Here is a 2254-nt window from a genome sequence, read left to right on the forward strand (position 1 = left end):
GCCAGATCGCTGCTCGAGACCGGCGGGTTCAGACCCCAACTACACCCTGGATCATGATGAGCCGTCAAACGGCCGCCCTGATCTACAAGGCCAAGGCCTCTCGCGGGGACGCGGAGCCGTTCGAGGCAGTCATGAACAGCACCTACGCGCTGGTTGACGGGCAGCCCGGCCTCGCGCTGTACCAGCAGACAACATCCACGCACTGAGCACGACGCCCGTGGGCGATCGCTCATGCCACGTGGGGCGCGAATCTCGAACGTAGTTCCCTGCCCAGGCGAGGAACTCTACTGTGTAGAGCATGGAGAACCCGATCAACGGAGAAGTGGTTGCAGCTCTGACTGTATTCGTCCGCGGGGGAAGTGGCCCCTCTCACTCCTCGCTCACCTCCGCCTTCCTGGCAGCCGGAATTGTCGGCCTTACTCCTTACAGCTCGGGTTCGCTCGACAGTTTGAACAAGGTCGACCGAATCACCGAGGCTGCCCGCAAGGTCTGGCAACAGCCCACCCGGGGCCGGCGTCTGGTCGAGGAAATCTTGAGTATCTATCGAGTGGCAGGCATCTTTGGCGCCCCCAACCTCCAGATGGAGGTCGCATCACTCAGAAGCGCCCTGCTGCAACGCGGCTGGGCTCTCGATACCGACGGCCGACTGGACCCGTTGGGCGATATCGATCTCGAGGTTGGGGATCGGCAAGCGCTAAATGACCAGTTGAACCGCTTGCGTCGCAACACCGAAGATGCCGGCCTGCTCCTGGGGACAGCCAAAGAGCTGCTTGAATCCGTCGGAAAGTTTGTACTGGAGGAGAACGGGTGCCTTCCCGACCGCAGGATCGACATGCCCGAGGTGATGACCGTCAGCATGGAGCTCTTAGGCATCATGCCCGTCCAGGTCGACGCCTCCACGGAGGGCAGCAAGCAACTGCGCAAGGTTTATCAGGCAGTCCGCACGGTGGTCGATGCCATCAATGAGCTGCGCAACGACCATGGAACAGGCCACGGTCGCACGCTGCCGAGCGGCGTGTCCGTGGAAGCGGCACGGTTCATGATTAGGCAGGCCACGATGGTCGCCGAGATAATGCTGGCGACTCATGACCGCCAAATGGGGCGTGCTTGACGAGGACGGATGAGTCGCACCAGCGACAGGCTAGGTCTCGCCACTGACCCATAGGGCGGAGCTGCTCCAGAATTCATAGCGGTGGTCCTCGCACGGCAGCCGCACACACGCGCCAATCCGCCGCTCCGCGCGGCGTCGAAGCCGCGCCCCAATGCCGACCAGCGCACGAGTCTCGCCACTTAGTGCTGCGATTTTCGCGCCACTTAGTTGTATGAGGCCATGACGTTGTTGACGCGTGCCGGTGTTGCAGAGGCAGGCGGTTGCCCGTCGTGAGCGCCGTGGGGACGGTGATAGTTGTAGTGCCGGTTCCACGTTTTCAGCGCGGCAGCGCGTTCGGCTTCTGAATCCCACTTACGGGCGTAGAGGAACTCTTCGGCGACGGTGAAGTCAGGGTGGTCGGCTCGTGCCCTGCGGACCATGTTGGGTGAGAGGTCGATGCCCTCCGCGTGGCATCCGCGCCCAGCCAAATAGGGCAGCATTCGCCCTGCCCCGCAGCCAGCATCCAGGACCACGCGAGGCTCGTGCAGGAGTGCGACGAAGTGGTCGATCGTGGCCAAGTCGATGGGCTGTTCGCCTTCGGTGGTACGGAAGTGGTCGGCGTACACGTCGGCCACAACGTTGTAGGAGGTCCTGGTGAGAGCTTCCTCTGCTTCCGGCATGGCTCTAAGTCTGCCAAAACGTCGCGCTCAACCACGAGGGAACTGGTGCACAAACGGTCGTTTGTGGCAGACCTGATCCTCGCCACAACCCTCGCCAACACGTCATGGTGGTGGCCCACCCATACCCAGTGCGACGGATGTGTCGCAAAAGTCCGCGAACGGACCCTAACGACAACCGTAAATGACTACTGCGTAACTGTTGCGCACGGCCTCCCCCTAGTGGGACGCATTGGGAGAGCGCGGTTCCGGAATCTGGCGGGGATCCCGGTGCGCGGGCGAGCGAGGTCGCTGGCAATGGTGTGTAGGGCGTGATCAAGCCTCAGTAGGCGGGCCCCTGGCGAGGATGTGTCGTGGCGGCGGCGCCGTGCTGCGGGGGTCGCCGGCGCCCCAGGGGCGGAGGCTGGCGATGAGCTCCTCGGCCCTAGGGCATGTCTCCTTTATCGGCGTAGCCATGTCAGGATCGCGCTGATCACGACCGCCGCCC

3 protein-coding genes are annotated in these 2254 nt (G+C 63.2%); 2 read left to right on the plus strand and 1 reads right to left on the minus strand.

Annotation, left to right across the window (positions count from 1 at the left end):
• The first annotated feature begins 53 nt into the window (after positions 1 to 53).
• Together FSY66_RS12365 and FSY66_RS12370 are read left to right on the plus strand one after the other, a co-directional pair.
• The gene (locus FSY66_RS12365; RefSeq protein WP_186304572.1) at positions 54 to 206 is read left to right on the plus strand and encodes a hypothetical protein; all 153 of its coding nucleotides are present in this window, start codon (positions 54 to 56) and stop codon (positions 204 to 206) included.
• Positions 207 to 298: 92 nt separating this feature from the next.
• Positions 299 to 1111: an abortive infection family protein gene (locus FSY66_RS12370; protein WP_144795385.1), complete on the plus strand. Its 813-nt coding sequence runs from the start codon at positions 299 to 301 to the stop codon at positions 1109 to 1111.
• Positions 1112 to 1314: 203 nt separating this feature from the next.
• On the opposite strand, the gene FSY66_RS12375 is transcribed toward FSY66_RS12370, so the two are convergent.
• Entirely contained in the window at positions 1315 to 1770 is a 456-nt protein-coding gene (locus FSY66_RS12375) for a class I SAM-dependent methyltransferase (RefSeq protein WP_144795387.1), read from the minus strand.
• Positions 1771 to 2254: the final 484 nt, after the last annotated feature.

This window comes from Kocuria palustris (assembly GCF_007666205.1).
Lineage (GTDB): Bacteria > Actinomycetota > Actinomycetes > Actinomycetales > Micrococcaceae > Kocuria > Kocuria palustris_A.

Coding starts and splice junctions, on each gene's coding strand:
- FSY66_RS12365 (WP_186304572.1), top strand. CDS start 54: ATGATGAGCCGTCAAACGGCCGCCCTGATCTACAAGGCCAAGGCCTCT.
- FSY66_RS12370 (WP_144795385.1), top strand. CDS start 299: ATGGAGAACCCGATCAACGGAGAAGTGGTTGCAGCTCTGACTGTATTC.
- FSY66_RS12375 (WP_144795387.1), bottom strand. CDS start 1,770: ATGCCGGAAGCAGAGGAAGCTCTCACCAGGACCTCCTACAACGTTGTG.